Below are 18,102 nucleotides of genomic sequence, written 5' to 3' on the forward strand. Positions count from 1 at the left end.
CCAAATAATCAAAGGTCTGTTCTCCCAGAAGGGAGTTTTTTTATGCGGCGGAAGGGAATCCGTTACTCTTTGGAAGACAAGATTGAGTTCGTTAATCGAGTACTGTCTGGCCAGTCACTCATGGATGTTCAGCGATCCGGAGGGCCGCGCAAGGAAGCATTGAGTCAATGGGTACAGAAGTATAAACAATGGGGAGCAGCCGGACTCGTCCCTAAGGAACGAGCACCGCGACGCCAACAGCGTAAGCGCACGACGTATTCCAGCGAGCTCAAGTTTCAGATTGTTCAGGAATACCTAGCGGGTGGGACGTCCTACTATAAGCTGTGTGCTAAGTACGACATCTCCAATCCAGCAGTCGTTTACCAATGGGTTTCTCTGTATAATAGTGGTCAACTACTACAGACCACTAGAGGGAGTGCACCCATGACCAAGGGCAGGAAAACGACTTACGTTGAGAGAATTGAAATTGCACAGTGGACCATTGCACATGACATGGACTACCAAGGGGCCATTAAGCACTTTGGTGTTTCGTATGGCCAAGTTTATTCATGGGTAAAGAAGTTCCGCGAGAGCGGCGAGGAGGGTCTCACTGATCGTCGCGGCCAGCGTAAGCCTGAAAGTATCCTTGATGAGAATGAACGTTTAAAACTCGAGAACAAGGAGAGCAAGGCTCGGATTGATTATCTGGAGACGAAAATCGCACTATTAAAAAAATTGCAGGATGTAGAGAGAAGGAGTGCCGGCAACGACACCGACAGCACCAATATATTGCCATTCACGAACTCACCCAAGAAGTAAACCAGGTCACCAAGCGATACCACTCGGTATCGGTGTGTTGCCAAATATTCGATATTCCACGCTCTGCTTACTACAAGTGGTTGCGCCGGAAACCGACGAAGCAAGACATCGTAAACGACGAGCTGGTCCGTCTTATCAAGGAACAGGAAGCGGACAACCATTATATTTATGGCGTGCGCCGATTAACGATGATTATCAATCGGGAAACGCAACATCACGTGAACCCTAAACGGGTCCGGCGATTGATGCGGGATAACGGTATCCAGTGTTCGATTCGTCAGAAGAAGCATGATCGAGTAGCGGAGAAGAAAGAATTCATTCTTGGCAATAAATTGCTTAACCAAGACGGCAGCCATGCCTTTCATCCTACCCGGCCAAACGAGGTTTGGGTCACGGACTGCAGCGAGTTGACGTACGGTTTCAATTCAGAGTGCCGCTTGCGTCTGAGCGCGATCAAGGACCTCTACGACCATAGTATCGTAGCCTGGGAGGTTGAACCGACTGAGACTGCCACGCTGGTCACCGACACGTTCAGGGCGGCAGTAGAAGCCGAAGAAGTACTGCCTAAGCTTCTGCACAGTGATCAGGGCTCCAGTTACACTTCCCGGCTTTACAACACGGAATTAGCCGGGTCCGGCGTCATTCATAGCATGTCACGGCCAGGAACGCCTGGCGACAACGGCCCGATGGAGAGTCTCTGGAGTCATGCGAAGGCTGAGTATTTTGCCTTCTTCCACGCCAACACATACGAAGAAATGATGCGGCTCATTGAAGAATACGCGTTGTGGTACAACTGCAATCGGCGCCAAGAAACACTCGATGGCATGACCCCCGTGGAATACCGGAATCATGCCGTTAAGACAGCGGCTTGATCGTGTATTGAGGGACGCATAAGGAGGAGAACCATGATTCGAGAAGGACAATTTTACCAGGCCTGGGACCAAATTACTGGTTTTGATATTTATCGTGATGAACCGCGAGAAGAGATTATTTTCGACGCGGGTGATGTTTTCCAGGTCTACGATCATTCACTTCTTTACGACGAAGAAAGCGATTCGATTGTCGACCTTGTATTTGTTGTAACGCCGACCCGCACAAGGTTCCAAATCTACACAGAAAATGTGATAGCCAAGGCCAAGCGCATCTCTATGGGAACGTATGAGATGGCACTAAATCGGTATCCAACTATTCCAGAAGGACCATTTGATTAGGAAAGTTCTTGGATCAAAAATGGCAGCCCCTGCGGACTGCCAAAATCAGTAACTAATTCGCCCCTAATTGGGGAACAACACGAGAACGACCTTTTAATATTTGAGCTGTCCACTTGACGGGGCACCGCCCCAGTTGCTGATCGGCTGGGATTTTTTTAGTCTTTACTGTAAATTGCGGCGATAATCCCCTTGCTGAAGGTGATTTGAATCGGCTGGTCGCCGAGAAATTCATTGCTCGCCCAGGAGACCGGGTAGTCGCTGGCAAACGGGGCTAACGGATACTTGGCGTTGCGGATCGTGAAATCCGTGACCGGTGTGAGGTTGACGAACCCGACATACTTGTATTCTGTTCGAGGGAAAACCAGCTGGGCAGGCGGCAGGAAGAAGCGGATCAGGTTTTGCCGGTCCACAATAGCGACATGCGGGGCATATTCCTTAAACCGCGGTTCCGCCATCAGCCACAGATTGACCAGCAAATGGTCCAGCCGCCCGCCAGTGGCCCCAAAAATCGACACTTCATCGGCCCGCAGGTCTTCGAAGGCCGCCTGCAACGCCAGTTCGGAGTCGGTGTCGTCTTTCTCCGGCACTGAATAGCGCATGTCTTTGACGGCGTGCTCCACTCGGTGGCGTTCCGCGGGGACCATGGAGTCATAATCGCCAATGGCCATCACGGGCACGACGTCCTGCTGCAGCAAGCGCAGACTGCCCCGGTCAACGCCCACCCAATCGGTGATGGGCGCATCAATATCGCTGACTAATTGGTCCGGCCATAGATCTTCTGGCCCGCCTAACATTAACCCAACGTGTTTCATTCAATCAGCCCCCGCAGCCGGCGCACCTGGCCTGCCGGGTCGGCATTATCAAATACAAAGGAACCAGCCACGAAAGTATCCGCACCGGCATTGGCACAGTCGCCGATTGTGTCCGCATTGACCCCGCCGTCCACTTCGATGGTGTAGTCCGCGTTCGCCGTGGTATCCCGCAATTGGGCCACATGGGTCACTTTGCGCAGCATATCCGGCAAAAATTTCTGCCCGCCGAAGCCAGGGTTCACCGTCATGACCAGTACCTCGTCGACGAGATGGAGAATCGGCGAAACGGACTCGATGGGCGTCCCCGGATTGACGACGACGCCGGCTTTGACCCCCGCCTCTTTGATCAGTTGGATCACCCGGTACAGGTGGGGGGTGCTTTCCGCGTGGACCAGGATCGTGTCGGCCCCGGCTTTAATGAATTCATCAACGAAGTTTTCCGGCTTTTCAACCATCAAATGTACTTCCAAGGGCAGCTTCGTCAGCGGCCGCAGAGCAGCCACAACTTGCGGGCCAAAGGCTAGGTTCGGCACAAAATGGCCGTCCATGACATCGATGTGGATTAAATCACCGACATCTTCGATCTTCGCGACATCCGTCGCTAAATTGGCAAAATCAGCACTGAGGATCGACGGAGCAATGCGTAACGTCATACTTGTTTACCAGCTTTCTTTAATATCAATAGCGCGGCTTGCGCGCGGCCGCTTCGGCTTGAAATTGTTCATAATCGGCATAACGACTGGCCATGATCGTCCCGGCCGCCACAGCGGCCTTCACCGCACAACCGGGTTCTTGGAGATGCAGACAGCCGCGGAACCGGCACTGATCGGCTAGCGCCGCAAACTCCGGAAAGAGTTGGGGCAGCTGATACTTATCGATCGTATCCAGATCCACTGCAGAGAACCCGGGGGTATCGGCCACCAGACCGCCAGCCAAGGGATAAAGATTGACCCGGCGAGTGGTGTGTTTGCCCCGATTCAGGGCACTGGAAATTTCATTGGTGGCCAAAGCCAGGGTCGGTGCCAAGTGGTTCAGGAGGGTGGACTTTCCGGCCCCGGTTTGCCCGGTAACGACGACCAGCTTATCTGCGAAGTGACCCTGCAGGGCCGCTAAGGCGGTGGGCGCGAAGGACTGCTCGGGAGCGATCACCGGGTAGCCGATCGCCTCATACCCCGCGATGATCGGTTGCAGGGCAGCCCATTCGTCACCAGTCAGCAGGTCGGTTTTCGCTAAATAAATGATGGGTTGGATGTCCTGCTGGGCTAAACTCAGGAGCTGGCGATCCAGCAAATTCAGCTGAAGGTCCGGTTCCTTGACGGCGGTGACGACCACCGCGAGATCCACATTGGCCACTGGCGGCCGCTGCAAGACGTTTTGCCGAGGGAGGATCCGCAGCAAGTAGCCCAGGTGGTCGGCATCGTCGCCGACAGTGAAGGCGACTTTATCCCCCACCACCGGCTTTTGCTTGGTATGGCGCAGATTCCCCCGCGCCCGGGTGCGATAGGTCTTGCCGTCCAGGGCAACGATATCGTAGTAGCCGCTGAGAGATTGGCTGATGCGGCCGGTCAGTTCTTTATCATTAGTTGCCATTCGGACTTGCCTGCTCATCTGCAATCGTCGTGCCATCCCGGGTGATCCGATAATGGGCGGTTTGGCCCGAATCCACCGTGAACGGCAGCTCCACCGGGGTGTCTTTGGTGATTTTGAACTCCCGGTAGACTGTGCTCAAACTATGGGACTTATCTTGAATATAGATCACGATGTCGTTGGGCACCGGTTCACTGGTACTGCTGGATGAGCTGCTGGTTGTGCTGCTTTCATCCGAACTGTCCGCTGAACTGCTGCTGGCCGCTGGCGCCAGATAAGGAATCTGCACCGTCTTCGTGAAATTCGTCGTCTTCGTTGGCTGGGTGCCTTGGGATAGGGTTACGACAACGTTGGTATCCGCCGTGACATCTGTCCCCGCGGCTGGATCCTGACTCATAACCAGCCCGGCGCTGACGGTGTTTGAATAGGCCTGACGGAACGTGACGTTCAGACCGTTTTCATCCGCATAATCCTGAACGCTCTTCTTGGTGTAGTTGGACAGATCCCGCAAAACGATCTGCTTCTTACCCCGGGAAACGGTCAGGGTGACTGTGTCGCTGCCAGGAATCACTGTTTTGCCCGCCTTGGGCGACTGGCGCATAATCTCACCTGGCGCCACATCGGCGGAGTTGGCATATTCCCGCTTCACATCGATCTTCTCTTTGCGCAGCGCAGCGGCGACTGTGTCATAGCTGTCACCGACATAATTCCCCAGCTTATAGCCCTTCTTGCCCCGGGAAACGATCAGATTGACCGTATTGCCCTGTTTGATCACCTGATTGCGGGCGGGAATGGAGCGGATCACATCGCCCTTATCAACGGTATTGGAATACTCTTTCTCGATCGTTCCAATATCCAGGTCAGCGTTTTGCAGGGTCGTCTCAGCTTGCTGCTGGGTCAAACCGGCCAGGTCCGGCACCTTCACGTCCTTCTTTGCGGTCAGGAAAAGAGCCGCCACGACGATAATGACGATGGCCCCGGCCGCCAGACCGGCCCACAGCCACCAGGGCTTCTTTTTCTTGGCCTTTTTCGCCGGCTGCGGTTCGGTGTCGGCGGCTTTCTCCGCTGGCTCTGGGGTGTCCGTGGCGGCTTCGGCCTGGGTCGGTTTGGCGAGTTCTGCTGCCGCGGCAATGGCAGGCAAAACTTTTGTTTCTTCCAAATCCTTGCTGTTGTCCGGCGCCCACTTCGGTTCGCCCGCCCGCTTAGGGGACAACGACGTCTTCAAATCGGTCGCCATGTCCACCACTGTGGCGTAACGCTGCGAAGGATCCTTGGCAGTCGCTTTTAAAATGACATTCTCCAGTGCCTGGGGCACGCGCGGATCAAAATCGCGAACAGCGGGCATTTCATTTTGGAAATGTTTGATTGCAATGGATACGGCAGACTCGCCCTCAAACGGGACCGAGCCGGTGAGCATTTCATACAAAATAATCCCTAAGGAATAAATGTCCGACTGCTTGGTCGCCATGTGGCCCCGGGCTTGTTCCGGCGATAGATAATGCACCGAACCGAGCAGTGAATTAGTCTGAGTAATGGAATTATCCGACAAAATGACGGCAATGCCGAAATCGGTGATTTTCACGTTACCTTGCTCGTCCACCAGAATATTCTGCGGCTTCAGGTCCCGGTGAATGATGCCGTGGGCGTGGGCATGGGCAACGGCGGACAGGATTTGTTCCATCATGTCTACCACGCGCTGGTACGGGATGGGGAAGTGCTTGACGATATATTTCTTCAAGTCTTCGCCCTTCACGTACTCCATAACGATGTACTGCATGCCCTCTTCTTCACCGACGTCCAAAATCGAGACGATGTTCGGATGGTTGAGTTCACTCGTCGCCTTAGCCTCTCGCTGGAAGCGGCGCTGGGTCTCTTGGTCGTTGCGCAGATCCAGGCGCAGCACTTTGACTGCCACATCCCGGTCCAGAATTTCATCGTGAGCTAAATAGACGTTAGCCATGCCGCCTTCGCCCAACAGATGCTTGATGCGATACCGATCAGCCAGCAGGTAATTATTTTCCATCATGGCGGACACCCCCCTGGCGATGCAAAATCAGCACGGTAATATTATCCAGACCGCCAGCGTCATTGGCCCAGCCAATCAGCTGGGCACATTTGTCATCAAGCGTCCCGGGACCGGCTAAGGCTTCCTTGATCTCATCGGTGGAGACCATGTTAGTCAGCCCGTCGCTGCACAGCAGCAAATAATCGTCCGGCCCGAAGTCAAAAATGGTCACATCGGCATCGGCATCGCTGGAAACCCCCAGGGTGCGGGTGATCACATTCTTCTGGGGATGGTGCTTGGCTTCCTCTGGTGAAATCTCACCGTGTTTGAGCAGTTCATTCACCAGCGAATGATCTTCCGTCAGCTGTTCCAGCTTACCGTGGCTGTAGCGATAGCAGCGGGAGTCGCCGATATTAGCGACGATGTATTGGTGGCCGACCACAATGACCGCCACAAAGGTGGTGCCCATCCCGCGCAAATCTGCGTAGTGATCGGACACCGCCAAAATTTTATCGTTTTCCCGCTGCAAATCGTAGATCAGCCATTTGACGGCATCCTCCACGGAGTGCATGTCGGTTTGGGAAAAGTCGTGACCCAGGTGGGACACAGCCATTTCACTGGCCACGTCGCCGCCTTGATGGCCGCCCATGCCGTCCGCGACGACCGCAAAGAGCGCCCCGGCTTCGTTCTTGAAAACGCCGGCAAAGTCTTGGTTGTCCTCCCGGCGCCTGCCGACATCGGATTGATAGGCGTATTCCATGTTGCACCTCTCTGTGTGTTACCCTTTTTTCACTAATTTAGCGATATAAAACCCGTCACTGCCGCAATCATCCGGCGTCAATTGCAGTGCCGGCATCGTTGCCGTAGCTTTGAGCCCCGCCGGCAGCGGCGTTTGCACCTGGATGAAGTCGGGATGCGTTTTGAGAAAGGCATCCACGACCTCTTGGTTCTCCGCCGGTAAAATTGTGCAGGTACTGTAGACCAGTGCGCCGCCGGTTTTCAGCGTCGGGGCCACGGCCGCCAGAATGGCCAGCTGGATCGCGGGCAAGTGGGCAATATCGTCTGCCCTCTTAGTATACCGGATTTCCGGCTTTCTGCGCAGTAATCCGAGGCCGGAACAAGGAGCGTCCACTAAGATTTTATCAAACTGGTCCGGACCAAAATGGGCAGCCGCATCCCGGGCGTCCAAAGCTTCGGCGTGGATGTGATCCGTCAAGTGCAGACGCTGGGCATTTTGCTCGATCAGCCGCACTTTGTTCGCATGGATGTCCAGGGCCGTGACCTGAGCGCCGTAACTGGCAAGATGGGTCGTCTTGCCGCCAGGGGCAGCACAGGCGTCAAGGATGCGGTCGCTGGGCTGGGGAGTGAGTGTGGGGGCCACCAACATAGAACTTTCATCCTGGATGGTGAAAGCGCCGGCCTTAAAGGCGGGTGTCGCCGCCAGATGACCGCCCTCGGCAATTAAGCCGACCGCACTGATCTGGCTGGGCATCGTTTCAATGTGGTCTTTGGCCAGTTGGGCTTGGACTTGCGCGACAGTGTAAGCCGGGGTATTGACCCGTAACGTCGGCCGGGGCAGCGTATTGACGCTTTGGGCAATGGCCGTTGTTTTCTCAGGACCATAAATCGCCGTGAGCTGCTGGACCAGCCAGATCGGCAGACTTTCTTGGATGCTTAACCGCTCGACCGGATCGCTGATGGTTTGCGGATCCCGCCACCCAGCGCGTTGGACATGGCGCAGCACACCGGTGACCAGTTTAGCCAAACCGGGATTTCCCCGCTTCTTAGCAATCTCAGTACTATCGAAAAATACTGCCCGATCCGGCACGCGGTCTAAGTAAGCCATTTGATACAGCGCCGTGATCAGCAGGGTATGCACCCAAGGCTCTAATTTCTTTCCTTTAATGAATGGGGCCAACTGCCAGTCCAGCGTGAGCCAATGCTGCAGCACACCATAGACCATGGTGGTGGCGAGGCCCGTATCGACACTGGTCAGCGGGGTTTGCCGCAGGGCAGCGTCCAACTCAATATTGGCATAAGCACCCTTAGTCATCACGGCCGTCAAGACATTCACCGCGAGATTGCGAGCGGGATTAATTCTGCTCATGAGCGGCCTCGCTGACTTCCACAAATTGATCGCCGACTTGCAGATGCTGACCGGCACCGTTTAAGTAACTCGTGATTGGCATTGCCGCCTTGCCAGCTGGCTGTAATTCGGTGAGCGCCAGCGCACCGGTGCCGGTGGCGATGGCCAGTTCATGCTTGCCTCGGGCGATGATCGTGCCCGGCGTATGATTGCCCGTATCTTCCCGGACCAGTGCCCGCCAAATCTTGATCCGTTCCCCAGCATGGCGCAAATAAGCCCCAGGGTCCGGTTTCAACGCACGAATCTGACGTTCCAAGGCAATGGCTGATTGATTAAAGTCCAACTGCTCTTCTTCGGGTTTGATATTATAAGCAAACGTCACTTGACTCTCGTCCTGAGGGATCCGCTTAGCGGTCCCGTGAATAATTGCCGGCAATTGCGCCAGCAGCAAGTCCCGACCAACAATGGCCAGCTTTTGGAACAGGGTCCCAGCATCATCATCGGCTTCAATAGGAATCGCGCTTTGAGCGATCATGTCGCCGGCATCCATTTTTTTAGCCATATACATGACCGTGATCCCAGTCTCCCGTTCGCCGTGCATGATGGCCCGCTGGATCGGCGCGCCGCCGCGGTACTTGGGCAGTAAGCTGCCGTGGACGTTAACGGCCGCAATTTTGGCGGCATTCAGCAGCTTAGTGGGCAGAAATTGACCAAAGGCGGCGGTGACCAGCAGATCCGGCTGCAGCTCAATCAGCTTGGCCATTTCTGAACTGCCGCTGAGTTTCGTCGGCTGCAGAACCGGCAGGCCGAGCCGGGTGGCTAATTGCTTCACTGGGGAAGCTTGCAGCCGGTGTTTGCGGCCGACCGCTTTATCCGGTTGGGTCACGACGGCGCTGACGGTATAGCCCGCGTCCACTAACCCTTGCAGAACTGGCACTGAAAAATCTGGCGTACCCATGAATACGATTGATGTCATTGATTCGTTTCCTCGTTTCTTTGCTTAACTGGCTTACATAATTTGCTGCGGTTCAAAGTCGATGGCCACTTGAACGTGATTCTTTGCCAGGCTCTGGGAGTTGGTCAGCAGGTTATGCAATCCCCGCCCCAGTGCCGGTTCCTTTTTGAACTTCACTAAGATCTGGTAATAATACCGGTTGTTCACCCGAGTAATACTCCGCGGTGTCGGCCCCAGTACGATGGCCGTTTTGGACAGCAGCGGCTTCAAGTCGCCGGCGATCCGGTAGGCCTCTTGAGCGGCCACCGATTCGCCGGGCGCTGAAATGGTCAAGAGCACCGTATAGTAATACGGCGGATATTTGCCTTGATGGCGAACGACCATTTCCCGCCGGAAGAAGCTTTCATAATCTTGGTGGGAGGCCAATTGAATCGCATAATGATCCGGGTTGTACGTCTGAATGATCACGGCACCCGGTTTGTCCCCCCGGCCGGCCCGGCCGGCCACTTGGGTGAGCAGCTGGAAAGTGCGCTCACTGGCGCGAAAGTCCGGCATGCCCAAGGCAGTATCCGCGTTGATCACCCCGACGAGCGTCACAGTGGGGAAGTCCAACCCCTTGGCTATCATTTGGGTACCGAGCAGAATATCGGCTTGACCACTGCCAAAGGCCTTCAGAATCCGGGCATGCCCCCCCTTCTTCCGGGTGGAATCCGCGTCCATCCGCAGAATTCGAGCGGTGGGCAGAAGTTTTTGCAGCTGGTCTTCGATTTTTTCCGTTCCGGTGCCAAAGAAGCGAATCTTGTCGCTGTGGCAGACCGGGCAGCGGGTGGGAATCGGTGCTTCGTGACCGCAATAATGGCAGACCAGTTTGTGCGCCGCCAAATGGACGGTCAGCGAGATGTCGCAGTTGGGGCATTTAGCGATCCAGCCGCAGTTGCGGCACATCGCCTGGGCTGAATAACCGCGGCGATTGAGCATCAAGACACTCTGCTCATGCTTCGCCAGCGTATTCTCCAGAGCGGATAATAATTCCGGTGAAAAATCCGGCGTGACCCGCGCGCCGCCGGCCTGACGCATATCGATGATGTGCACGGGCGGCAAGGGCCGCTCATTGATTCGCTCCGGCAGGCGCACGAGGGTATACACGCCCTTCTCGGCCCGTGCCCGGGATTCCAAAGACGGGGTGGCACTGCCCAGGATCACTGGACAATGAAACGTCTTCGCTCGGTGCAAAGCGACGTTGCGGGCGTGATACCGGGGTGAATCATCCTGTTTATAAGACGATTCATGCTCTTCATCAATGATGATCACGCCAATATTAGTTAACGGCGCGAACACCGCCGAGCGGGCGCCGACAACGATTTTAGCCTGCTGGTGCTGGATTCGCCGCCATTCATCATATTTCTCGCCGTCTGACAAACCACTGTGCAGGACAGCGACTGCCGTACCGAAACGCGCATAGACCCGATGGACCATCTGGGGCGTCAGGGCAATTTCCGGCACCAGCATCAGGGCTGTGCGGCCCTGATCCAAAGCGGCCTGGATCGTTTGCAAATAAACCTCGGTTTTCCCGGATCCGGTGACTCCTTCCAATAAGAAAGTATGCGCCTGTTTGTTGGTCACCGCGGTCACAAATTGATCCGTGGCGGCGGTCTGATCCGGAGTCAAGGATTTCGGCGCATCCCGCTCGGTTTGTGCATCTAAGGGATTGCGCCGAATCGTCAAGGTGGCCGGCTGCAGCCAGCCGGCCTCTTCAGCGGTGTGGATCGTCGCTTCCGACACATCGTAATGCTGTGCCGCCTGAGCATAGGTCAGGGTCCCGGCAAATGGTGCCTGCTGGAGACCTGTGAGCAGTTTCTGCTGGGCTTTGGCCCGGTTGGGCACCGTCACCTGAGCTAATACCGCCGCTGTGGGCGCGTGTACGCCCTTGCGGGTCTTGGCGCGAGCCTGATTTTTGACCTTGTATTCCACGCGGACCGCATCCTGATCCGCCCACTGGCGCAACTGCTTGGTTTGCGCGGCGGTGAGGTCTTCGGGATACGGGATGGTCTGGGAACGGCCAAACAGTTGCCGGCCCCAAGCATCGTCAGCGGGAAATTGGTCCGTGCGCACTAACAGCCGAGCATACTTAGCCCGCATCGCTGCGGGCAGCATGGTTTGCATTGTCGTGATCCAGAAGGCAAAGGTAGTGTTGGCTACCCATTTGGACAGGGCCAGCAGCTCATGATCCAATGCTGGTTCCAGGTCCATCACTTGCTGGATCGGTTTGAGTTTGCCATCGAACGCCGCATGATCTTGTATGCCGACGACAAACCCTTGCAAGCGCCGCCGGCCAAAGGGAACGACGACCCGCATGCCAGGCGTTACAACACTGACGAGATCATCTGGAATGGCATAATCATACGGCTGATCAGTCTGCCGGGTGGCAACATCCACCACGACTTGAGCCACTTGGGTCATCTGTTTCCCCACCTTTCATTGATAATTAATTGCTTAATAATTGGCTTGGAGAAAGCGGCCGATGGCGGTCACGATTTGGGTCGCGATCTCGCGCTTGGGCGCCTTGGCAATGTACTGCGGCGGCGTGCCCGGGCGTAAAAGGACAACGGCATTGTCGTCGGCCCCGAAGCCCACGCCGGCTTTGCTGACATCATTGGCCACCAGCATATCGACGTGCTTGGCGGCCATTTTTTTCTCCGCATTGGCGATCAAGTCCTGGGTCTCCGCCGCGAAACCGACGAGGAACTGATGCGATTTCTGCGCGCCTAAACCGGCAATAATGTCCGGATTGCGCACCAGATCCAAGTGCCAAGTCGTTTGTCCCGGCTGTTTCTTGACCTTCTCTTGGGCGACGCTGGTTGGCCGCCAATCGGCGACAGCGGCAGCCATGATCACAATGTCGCTGGCGGCGTATCGTTCTGTCAGTGCGGCCTGCATTTGGCGGGCATCTTGGACAGGAATATACGTGATGCCGAAGGGCGGCTGCTGGCCCGTGGTGCTGATCAGCGTCACGTTGGCGCCGGCGGCTAGCGCGGCTTGCGCCAGAGCATAACCCATCTTGCCGCTGGAGCGGTTGGTCAGATTGCGCACCGGATCGATGGCCTCTTTCGTCCCGCCCGCGGTGATCAGTACGTGCTGGTCCTGGAGCAGCCCTTGACGCCGACTGACCACGTAATCCGTGAAGCCCTGAGCCTCGCTGGGTTCCAGCAGCCGGCCGTCACCCGCGTACCCTTCAGCGAGAAAACCGCTGCCAGTGGGGGCGACGGCCACCCCATCGGTGCTTAATTGATCCAAATTGCGTTGGGTGGCCGGCTGATGCAGCATATGGCTGTTCATTGCCGGAAAGATGATTTTCGGCGCGGTCGTCGCCAGCCAGGTGGTGCTGGCCATGTCATCGGCGAAACCTTGGGCAATTTTAGCAATGAAATTCGCCGTAGCCGGGTACGCCACCGCCACATCGGTCCAATCGGCCAGCGCAATGTGGCTGACTTCGCCAGGCTTCGGTGGGGCAAAATTATCTAGTGCCACCGACTGCTGACTGAGCGTGGCCATGGTCAGGGGGGTGATAAATTCTGTCGCGTGCTGGGTCATCACGACCCGCACGGTGTGGCCGGCTTTCACAAATAAACGCACTAATGAGGCTGCTTTATAAGCGGCAATGCCGCCGGTGACGTACAACGCAATATGATTGGCCGCCATATCCAGCTTCCTTTCTCCTAATCAGAAAAAAAGGGGCCTTGCGCATTACCGACAAGGTCCCCTCCGTTTCTGAAAATTAGTCTTCTTCTTGCTTCTTCAGTTTCTTCTCGGCTTCTTGTTCCAGTAAAACAGAATCCGGGTCAATAATTACCTTACCCTTGGCAATTTCTTCCAAGGCTTGGCCCACTGACTTCGGAGATTCGTAACTGGCCAGCATCTTCGGCTCGCCCTTCTCTAATTCATGGGCGCGCTTAGCAGCCAGGACTGCCAAGGAGTAACGGGAATCATAGCGCTTCAGCAAGTCATCAATCGACGGATAACTAATCATTAATTGTTCACTCCAATCATCTTACGGTACCGATCAATCACCCGGGGCACGCGGTTGTGCTCACTGGTAATGATCGACTCGATCCGCTTCACGGCTAAGTTCACTTTATCATTGACGACGGCATAATCATAGTTTTCCATCATCTTGATCTCGTTGCGGGCCTTCTCCATCCGCTTCAAAATCGTGGCGGCATCATCGGTACCGCGCTTCTCGATGCGCTGTTTAAGTTCCTGGAGATCCGGCGGGGTGAGAAAAATAAAGACGCCATCGGGACATTTTTCCCGGACCTGCATGGCCCCGTTCACTTCAATCTCCAATAGGACATCTTGGCCAGCATCCAGGGTGGCGTTCACCGGGCCTAACGGTGTGCCGTAGTAGTTATTAACATATCGAGCCCATTCGAGCATTTCCCCATCGGCAATATGCTGCTGAAATTGTTCTTTGGTGCGGAAGTAGTAATCCACGCCATCCACTTCCCCCGGCCGGGGTTGGCGGGTGGTCATGGACACGGAATACTTGAAGTCCTTGAACGAATCGGCCAGCATCGCCTGGCGTACGGTACCCTTACCGACGCCGGACGGACCGGACAAAACGATTAACATCCCACGGTCTGACATCCAGTTAAAATCTCCTCTTGATTTTTAATGACTATTTTGGACTAAAACGGGGCTTTTTTCAAGTTGCTTACAAACCGGCTTGCTGAATCGTTTCCTTCAAGGCGGCCATTTCCTCATTGGTCAACGTGATCCCCTTACCCATCTTGGTATGATCCGGTGACCAGCTGCGGATGTCAAACTTAGGCGGCGCATCATTCCAGGAAACTAGGTTCAGTTCTTTTTGCCACCCATTGGCGCTAGTGCTGAGCACACCGATGGTTTCTTCGACTTTGAATTGAATGGGGTCTGTGTTTTTTCGGGCCATGAAAAAACTCCTTTCAAATATTACAATCACCCAAGGAGGCGAAAATATGGTTGCATTTTAGAACGGTCGTTCGTATACTTAGAGATGAAATGACAAACGTTCGTTCGGGAGGCGCAGTACATAATGGAAAGAAAACAATCAATGATGACGACCCTGAAGTCCCAAGTCGCTAGCTCCGTGCAGCGGTGGTTCGACTTGCCCGCCGGTTTGCCGGCACAGATGCCGGCGGCTCAAACCACCCTATTTTTGACGCAGAGCCATGAGCGGCATTACCACGTGACGATCACGTTCGATGCGCCGCCGACACTGCTGCAGGCGCGCGGGTACGTGCGGCCGTTTGGGGAGAAATGGCTGTTTGTAAGTGACGATCATCGGTTGTATCGGGTGTTTGCGCCGAGTGAAGTTTATAGTCTGCAACGGGTTGCGGGTGCAGCAAGTGTTGCTGAGGCGGACTAAACTTATATTACGCAAACTACTCGTGAAAAAGTTAAAATGTTTTTTACTGCCGTGCCAAAGCTTCGCAATGGCACTAGGTGTCCGAGGACTTGGAAATTTGGTTTTCCAAGCCCTCTTTTGTATGCTCAGCCACATAGTAACAATATTTATGCCGTCTGCTCTTTAGCCTGGGCATCCTTATCTTGAATCGCCAGCCGCAGCAACTCCTGGGCGTGCTCCTTCGTCAGCTTAGTGATCGTCGTGCCGGCGAGCATGCGGGCGAGTTCTTCAACACGGCCGGTGCCGGTGAGCGGGGTCAGGCGGGTCATGGTCCGGCCGCTCTTGACAGTCTTGGCGATATGGACTTGATGGTCAGCCATGGCGGCGACTTGGGGCAGGTGGGTGATGCAGAGGACTTGGGAATGGCGGCTGATACGGCTGATTTTTTCAGCAATCGCCTGGGCCACCCGGCCAGACACGCCGGTATCGACTTCGTCGAAGATGATGCTGGTGACACCGTCCGCCTGGGAGAAAATCGTCTTCAGGGCGAGCATGATCCGCGATAACTCGCCGCCGGAAGCGGTACGCGCTAAGGGGCGCAGTTTTTCCCCGGGGTTAGTCTGGATGTAAAACTCAACGGAATCGATCCCAGTGGGGCCAAGCTGGTCTTCATGGACCGTGAAATGGACGTCAAAGACGGCCTTGGCCATATACAGATCGGCCAATTGCTGGTGAATATCCTTGCTTAACTGCTTAGCCGCGGCAACCCGGGTAGCAGACAGCTTTTTGGCTGCCGCCAGGGCCTCAGTTTGCGCTTTAGCCAGCTTCACTTTCAGCTCATCGCTGGAGCCTTGGGTGTCATTCATTTCGTCTAGTTCGTCGTTGACCTTTTGACCAAAAGCAATGACATCCGGCACAGTGGCACCGTATTTATGTTCCAGCTGGGTAATGGTGGCCAGTCGATCCTCGACCTGCTCCAGACGCGCGGGATCATACTCCAAGCCGTCCATTTGGTGGCTCAGATCACTGCCCACATCCTGCAGTGCGTAATACGCGTTGCCGAGAGACTCTGCCATGTTTTCGTAATCCGCGTCCAAGTGGGCAATGTTCTGCAAAGCGGCCATGGCTTCGGCCAGCCGATCGATCACCCCGGCCTCGTCGTCATCACCATTCAAAACGCCGTAACCGGTCTGCAGGGCATCTTGAATCTGTTGGAAATGGTTCAAGCGATCCCGCTCACTGGTCAAATCGTCTTCTTCAGTGGGCTGCAAATGGGCATCATTGATCTCCTTGGCTTGATATTGCAGCATATCCAAGCGCTGGGCCCATTCCCGTTCATTGGCCACCCGTTCTTTGACCCGGCCAGCCAAGTCTTTCCAGTCAGCGTAGCGCTGTTGATAAGCGGCTAATAATGGTTTGATCTGATCGGCAGCATACTGATCCAGCAAACTCAGATGCTTCTCGGGGTGCATCAATTCCTGATGCTCATTTTGCCCGTGAATATCCACCAAGGTCTCACCCACGGCCTTCAGTGTACTGGTGTTGACCAGGTGGCCGTTGATCCGGCAGACATTGCGGCCGCTGGTGAACAGCTCCCGCTGCAGGACCACCGTGTCCTGATCGTCGTCGCTGCCCACACCGTAATGCTGCAGTAAATTTTGGGTCAAGGCCCCGGCGGGAATGCTGAACATGCCTTCCACTGTCGCTTTCTTGGTGCCGGTGCGAATGAAATCCGCGGACCCCCGGCCGCCGACCAGGATGCCCACGGCGTCAATGATGATCGATTTGCCCGCGCCGGTTTCCCCGGTGAGCACCGTCATACCGGTGCTGAAATCGACAGAAAGCTGCTCGATGATCGCAAAATCATGAATCGCGAGTTCCTGTAACATGAGCTGTCACCTTTCTTCAATACGATGCAATAAACGTATGTTCGTTATATGCATTATACCAAATTACCGGTTAAGAAGAAAACACCCGATCATCCCGCAGAGCGCGCAGCCATTGCAGCGTGCTCTGGGCGCCGCGCTCGCTGCGGCAAACCAGCAAAACGCCGGCGTCATCGCCCAAGACAATGAACACTTCCCGCAGGGGCAGCAGACGCAGCGTCGCGGCTACGACTTGCGCCGCCCCGGGCTGAGTGTGAATAGCCAATAGCCGATCTTGCCGGTCAAATTGACTCTGACTAGCCCGCAAAGCCCGCTGAAGCCGCTGCTCGGCCACCGCCGGCAGCGGGTCGGGGAGAACGTAGCGCAGCCGCCCTTCTTCGTCCCGTTCCTTGAATGCGCCGATCGCGGTGAGATCCCGGGACAGCGTGGCCTGAGTCGTGGCGAGATGCCGCTTTTGCAGCAGCGCCAGCAGCTCTTCCTGGGTACCTACCGGCCGACTGCTGACCAGCTGGCGAATCACTGCCCGCCGCTCAGTCGTGGCCATGGTGCCCGCCTCCTGAATGTTTCAGCGTGGCCCACGCCCGCGCTACGACCTCATCGATCGTCTCTTGGGGCAAAAGCGGCTGAGGAGTGCCTTCATTTTGTAAGGCCAGCAGAAATTCAATATTCCCACTGCCCCCAGTGATGGGCGAAAAGTCTAAGCCTGTGAGCCGATAGCCATCGGCCGCCGCCGACTGGGTAATCGTCTGCAAAACCTGCCGATGAACCGCTGGATCGCGGACGATACCGCCCTTGCCGACATGTTCCCGCCCGGCCTCAAACTGCGGTTTGACCAAAACCACCGCCTGGCCGTGGGGCTTCAGGATCGGTTGCAGCGGCGGCAGGATCAAACGCAGCGAGATAAACGATACGTCGGTCACCGCAATGTCCGGCTGACCATGGGTGAAATCGCCGGGAACACTGTAGCGGAAATTGACCCGTTCCATGACGTCCACCCGGGGGTCTTCCCGCAGTTTGTAAGCCAGTTGGTTGTAGCCGACATCCAGGGCGTACACCAGCTTCGCGCCGTTTTGCAGCGCGACATCGGTAAACCCGCCAGTGGATGCGCCAATATCTAGGACCGTGGCGTCCTGGAAGTTCAGGTGGAAGACGTCTTTGGCCTTAGCCAATTTCAAACCGCCGCGGCTCACGTAGGGCAATTTGTGCCCTTTGTGGACCAGTTCGGTATCAGCTGGAATCTTCACGCCGGCTTTATCCAGGCGCTCCATGTCTTGGGTATAGATTTCCCCCGCCATGATTGCCCGCTTGGCCTGTTCTCGCGAGGCAAAAAGGCCTTGACTGACTGCCAGGACATCCACCCGTTCTTTGGTACTCATCGA

The 18,102-nt window shown here is 55.6% G+C and carries 19 protein-coding genes; 4 read left to right on the forward strand and 15 right to left on the reverse strand.

Annotated features, from left to right (window positions below; genetic code table 11):
• The first annotated feature begins 42 nt into the window (after positions 1-42).
• Genes FMM01_RS05455 through FMM01_RS05465 form a run of 3 tightly spaced genes read left to right on the forward strand, consistent with a single transcriptional unit; the run spans position 43 to position 2,009 of the window.
• Complete coding sequence (locus FMM01_RS05455; protein ID WP_150391864.1) at positions 43-798, forward strand: helix-turn-helix domain-containing protein; 756 nt, start codon at positions 43-45, stop codon at positions 796-798.
• 32 nt (positions 799-830) lie between these two features.
• Positions 831-1,670 (forward strand): IS3 family transposase, encoded by an 840-nt coding sequence (locus FMM01_RS05460; protein WP_063516983.1) that lies wholly within the window; start codon positions 831-833, stop codon positions 1,668-1,670.
• Positions 1,671-1,703: 33 nt separating this feature from the next.
• On the forward strand, positions 1,704-2,009 hold the full coding sequence (locus FMM01_RS05465) for a hypothetical protein (protein ID WP_056990078.1): 306 nt from the start codon (positions 1,704-1,706) through the stop codon (positions 2,007-2,009).
• A gap of 155 nt (positions 2,010-2,164) precedes the next feature.
• On the opposite strand, the gene FMM01_RS05470 is transcribed toward FMM01_RS05465, so the two are convergent.
• The 12 genes from FMM01_RS05470 to FMM01_RS05525 all read right to left on the reverse strand — a co-directional run bounded on the left by FMM01_RS05470 (position 2,165) and on the right by FMM01_RS05525 (position 14,402).
• A complete protein-coding gene (locus tag FMM01_RS05470) occupies positions 2,165-2,821 on the reverse strand; it encodes a thiamine diphosphokinase (RefSeq protein ID WP_027828668.1) in 657 nt (218 codons plus the stop codon).
• Entirely contained in the window at positions 2,818-3,474 is a 657-nt protein-coding gene (rpe, locus tag FMM01_RS05475) for a ribulose-phosphate 3-epimerase (RefSeq protein WP_146994387.1), read from the reverse strand. Before rpe ends, FMM01_RS05470 begins: the two co-directional genes overlap by 4 nt.
• Positions 3,475-3,499: 25 nt before the next feature.
• The gene (rsgA, locus tag FMM01_RS05480) at positions 3,500-4,411 is read right to left on the reverse strand and encodes a ribosome small subunit-dependent GTPase A (protein ID WP_035440445.1); all 912 of its coding nucleotides are present in this window, start codon (positions 4,409-4,411) and stop codon (positions 3,500-3,502) included.
• Positions 4,401-6,434, reverse strand: a complete 2,034-nt coding sequence (pknB, locus tag FMM01_RS05485) for a Stk1 family PASTA domain-containing Ser/Thr kinase (RefSeq protein WP_150391865.1) — start codon at positions 6,432-6,434, stop codon at positions 4,401-4,403. The genes rsgA and pknB overlap by 11 nt, the downstream gene beginning before the upstream one ends.
• Positions 6,421-7,173 carry a Stp1/IreP family PP2C-type Ser/Thr phosphatase gene (locus tag FMM01_RS05490; protein ID WP_027828664.1) on the reverse strand — a complete coding sequence of 251 codons (753 nt, stop codon included), beginning with the start codon at positions 7,171-7,173 and terminating at the stop codon, positions 6,421-6,423. The genes pknB and FMM01_RS05490 overlap by 14 nt, the downstream gene beginning before the upstream one ends.
• Positions 7,174-7,191: 18 nt before the next feature.
• The gene (rsmB, locus tag FMM01_RS05495) at positions 7,192-8,520 is read right to left on the reverse strand and encodes a 16S rRNA (cytosine(967)-C(5))-methyltransferase RsmB (RefSeq protein ID WP_150391866.1); all 1,329 of its coding nucleotides are present in this window, start codon (positions 8,518-8,520) and stop codon (positions 7,192-7,194) included.
• Positions 8,507-9,475 (reverse strand): methionyl-tRNA formyltransferase, encoded by a 969-nt coding sequence (fmt, locus tag FMM01_RS05500; protein WP_150391867.1) that lies wholly within the window; start codon positions 9,473-9,475, stop codon positions 8,507-8,509. Before fmt ends, rsmB begins: the two co-directional genes overlap by 14 nt.
• A gap of 33 nt (positions 9,476-9,508) precedes the next feature.
• Positions 9,509-11,914: a primosomal protein N' gene (priA, locus tag FMM01_RS05505; RefSeq protein ID WP_150391868.1), complete on the reverse strand. Its 2,406-nt coding sequence runs from the start codon at positions 11,912-11,914 to the stop codon at positions 9,509-9,511.
• A gap of 33 nt (positions 11,915-11,947) precedes the next feature.
• Positions 11,948-13,153 (reverse strand): bifunctional phosphopantothenoylcysteine decarboxylase/phosphopantothenate--cysteine ligase CoaBC, encoded by a 1,206-nt coding sequence (gene coaBC, locus FMM01_RS05510; RefSeq protein ID WP_146994393.1) that lies wholly within the window; start codon positions 13,151-13,153, stop codon positions 11,948-11,950.
• Positions 13,154-13,229: 76 nt separating this feature from the next.
• A complete protein-coding gene (rpoZ, locus tag FMM01_RS05515; protein WP_146994394.1) occupies positions 13,230-13,481 on the reverse strand; it encodes a DNA-directed RNA polymerase subunit omega in 252 nt (83 codons plus the stop codon).
• A complete protein-coding gene (gene gmk / locus FMM01_RS05520) occupies positions 13,481-14,098 on the reverse strand; it encodes a guanylate kinase (RefSeq protein WP_146994395.1) in 618 nt (205 codons plus the stop codon). Before gmk ends, rpoZ begins: the two co-directional genes overlap by 1 nt.
• Before the next feature lie 67 nt (positions 14,099-14,165).
• Complete coding sequence (locus tag FMM01_RS05525; protein WP_027828657.1) at positions 14,166-14,402, reverse strand: YdbC family protein; 237 nt, start codon at positions 14,400-14,402, stop codon at positions 14,166-14,168.
• Between the two features lie 123 nt (positions 14,403-14,525).
• On the opposite strand from FMM01_RS05525, the gene FMM01_RS05530 reads away from it, so the two are divergent.
• Positions 14,526-14,858, forward strand: a complete 333-nt coding sequence (locus FMM01_RS05530; RefSeq protein ID WP_150391869.1) for a hypothetical protein — start codon at positions 14,526-14,528, stop codon at positions 14,856-14,858.
• Between the two features lie 146 nt (positions 14,859-15,004).
• On the opposite strand, the gene recN is transcribed toward FMM01_RS05530, so the two are convergent.
• From recN to FMM01_RS05545, 3 genes are all read right to left on the reverse strand, one after another.
• Complete coding sequence (gene recN / locus FMM01_RS05535; RefSeq protein ID WP_150391870.1) at positions 15,005-16,726, reverse strand: DNA repair protein RecN; 1,722 nt, start codon at positions 16,724-16,726, stop codon at positions 15,005-15,007.
• A 70-nt stretch (positions 16,727-16,796) separates the two neighbouring features.
• Positions 16,797-17,267: an arginine repressor gene (locus FMM01_RS05540; RefSeq protein WP_150391871.1), complete on the reverse strand. Its 471-nt coding sequence runs from the start codon at positions 17,265-17,267 to the stop codon at positions 16,797-16,799.
• Complete coding sequence (locus FMM01_RS05545) at positions 17,254-18,099, reverse strand: TlyA family RNA methyltransferase (RefSeq protein ID WP_150391872.1); 846 nt, start codon at positions 18,097-18,099, stop codon at positions 17,254-17,256. The genes FMM01_RS05540 and FMM01_RS05545 overlap by 14 nt, the downstream gene beginning before the upstream one ends.
• Positions 18,100-18,102 lie beyond the last annotated feature (3 nt).

Origin of the sequence: Schleiferilactobacillus harbinensis (genome assembly GCF_008694105.1) — a bacterium.
Taxonomy (GTDB): domain Bacteria; phylum Bacillota; class Bacilli; order Lactobacillales; family Lactobacillaceae; genus Schleiferilactobacillus; species Schleiferilactobacillus harbinensis.

What these genes read in the sequence shown, in the direction of transcription:
- recN (WP_150391870.1), bottom strand. Translation starts at nt 16,726, where the DNA reads ATGTTACAGGAACTCGCGATTCATGATTTTGCGATCATCGAGCAGCTT.
- rsgA (WP_035440445.1), bottom strand. Translation starts at nt 4,411, where the DNA reads ATGGCAACTAATGATAAAGAACTGACCGGCCGCATCAGCCAATCTCTC.
- rpe (WP_146994387.1), bottom strand. Translation starts at nt 3,474, where the DNA reads ATGACGTTACGCATTGCTCCGTCGATCCTCAGTGCTGATTTTGCCAAT.
- gmk (WP_146994395.1), bottom strand. Translation starts at nt 14,098, where the DNA reads ATGTCAGACCGTGGGATGTTAATCGTTTTGTCCGGTCCGTCCGGCGTC.
- coaBC (WP_146994393.1), bottom strand. Translation starts at nt 13,153, where the DNA reads ATGGCGGCCAATCATATTGCGTTGTACGTCACCGGCGGCATTGCCGCT.
- FMM01_RS05490 (WP_027828664.1), bottom strand. Translation starts at nt 7,173, where the DNA reads ATGGAATACGCCTATCAATCCGATGTCGGCAGGCGCCGGGAGGACAAC.
- pknB (WP_150391865.1), bottom strand. Translation starts at nt 6,434, where the DNA reads ATGATGGAAAATAATTACCTGCTGGCTGATCGGTATCGCATCAAGCAT.
- FMM01_RS05470 (WP_027828668.1), bottom strand. Translation starts at nt 2,821, where the DNA reads ATGAAACACGTTGGGTTAATGTTAGGCGGGCCAGAAGATCTATGGCCG.
- FMM01_RS05545 (WP_150391872.1), bottom strand. Translation starts at nt 18,099, where the DNA reads ATGAGTACCAAAGAACGGGTGGATGTCCTGGCAGTCAGTCAAGGCCTT.
- rsmB (WP_150391866.1), bottom strand. Translation starts at nt 8,520, where the DNA reads ATGAGCAGAATTAATCCCGCTCGCAATCTCGCGGTGAATGTCTTGACG.
- FMM01_RS05455 (WP_150391864.1), top strand. Translation starts at nt 43, where the DNA reads ATGCGGCGGAAGGGAATCCGTTACTCTTTGGAAGACAAGATTGAGTTC.
- fmt (WP_150391867.1), bottom strand. Translation starts at nt 9,475, where the DNA reads ATGACATCAATCGTATTCATGGGTACGCCAGATTTTTCAGTGCCAGTT.
- rpoZ (WP_146994394.1), bottom strand. Translation starts at nt 13,481, where the DNA reads ATGATTAGTTATCCGTCGATTGATGACTTGCTGAAGCGCTATGATTCC.
- FMM01_RS05540 (WP_150391871.1), bottom strand. Translation starts at nt 17,267, where the DNA reads ATGGCCACGACTGAGCGGCGGGCAGTGATTCGCCAGCTGGTCAGCAGT.
- FMM01_RS05525 (WP_027828657.1), bottom strand. Translation starts at nt 14,402, where the DNA reads ATGGCCCGAAAAAACACAGACCCCATTCAATTCAAAGTCGAAGAAACC.
- FMM01_RS05530 (WP_150391869.1), top strand. Translation starts at nt 14,526, where the DNA reads ATGGAAAGAAAACAATCAATGATGACGACCCTGAAGTCCCAAGTCGCT.
- FMM01_RS05465 (WP_056990078.1), top strand. Translation starts at nt 1,704, where the DNA reads ATGATTCGAGAAGGACAATTTTACCAGGCCTGGGACCAAATTACTGGT.
- priA (WP_150391868.1), bottom strand. Translation starts at nt 11,914, where the DNA reads ATGACCCAAGTGGCTCAAGTCGTGGTGGATGTTGCCACCCGGCAGACT.